This window comes from Hydrogenobaculum sp. (genome assembly GCF_049967395.1).
GTDB lineage: Bacteria > Aquificota > Aquificia > Aquificales > Aquificaceae > Hydrogenobaculum.
In genome coordinates this window covers 1-1064 of sequence record NZ_JBMFST010000118.1, presented here as the reverse complement: position 1 = coordinate 1064, position 1064 = coordinate 1, and the positions used below count along the sequence as shown (strand labels likewise).

Here is a 1064-nt window from a genome sequence, read left to right as displayed (position 1 = left end):
CTATAAAGCTTTTAATGAGCTCTCAAGCTCTTCCATGGATTTTGAGAGCTGCTGCGATATTTCTGGTAATAAGGTTATATGTTGTGTCAAAGATTTTAGTATATCTGGTACTGCTTTAAAGTTTGTTAATGTTTTTTGTTTTATCTCATGCAAAGATGGTATGTTTTCTATAAGCTTTCCATCTTTTACGTAAAGCTTCAATATCTTTACGCCGTCTTGTATGTTTTCATCAAAACGCGATACTATATCTTTCAGCATCTTTCCATCTCTAAAAACTCTGTAAAGTTGTTTTTTGTAAGGCATTGTAATTTTTTTATAGCCTAGTTTCATTTTTGGCTTTCCGCTATACTCCACCAGCTTATAAGCGCAGTCTAAATAAGGTAGGTCGGCACTGGTGACAAGTTCTGTTCCAACTCCAAAGGCATCTATTGGAGCTTTTTTCTCTAAGAGCTCTTTTATTTTATACTCATTTATCCCACCGCTTGCAAGGATAATAGAATCTCTAAAACCGTTATTGTCCAATATTTTCCTTACCTCTCTTGAAAGCGTCAAAAGGTTTCCACTGTCTATCCTTACACCTTTTATTTTTATCCCTTTTTTCTTTGCAACTTTTATAGCATTTTTAACGCCTTCTATTGTATCGTAAGTATCTATTAAAAAGATTGTATTATCAGGATAAACTGATGCAAAATTCCAAAAAGCTTCTTCTTCTGTTTCGTGGACCATGATGAAAGAGTGTGCCATGGTTCCGTAAATTGGGATATCAAACATCTTACCAGCAACAACGTTTGAAGTTCCAGCAAAACCCCCTATATAACTACTCCTTGCAGCTATTATACCAGCATCTACTCCGTGGGCTCTTCTCATACCAAAGTCTATCAGCGTCTTGTTTGGAGCTACACTATAGCATCTCAACGCTTTTGTTCCCACGAGAATAGATATCTGAAGTGTGTTTATTAAAAAGGTCTCTATTATTTGAGCTTGAAGTATAGGAGCTTCTACTTGCACTATTGGCTCGTTTGGAAACACTATTTCACCTTCGTCTAATGAGTAAAGATTCCCGG

Annotated in this window: 1 protein-coding gene; it reads right to left on the bottom strand. The window is 36.1% G+C overall.

All coding sequences use genetic code 11. The features are described 5' to 3' along the window. Positions 1-1064: nicotinate phosphoribosyltransferase (gene pncB, locus ACP5S8_RS08445; RefSeq protein WP_461876493.1), on the bottom strand; the 1064-nt coding region annotated here is incomplete at its 5' end.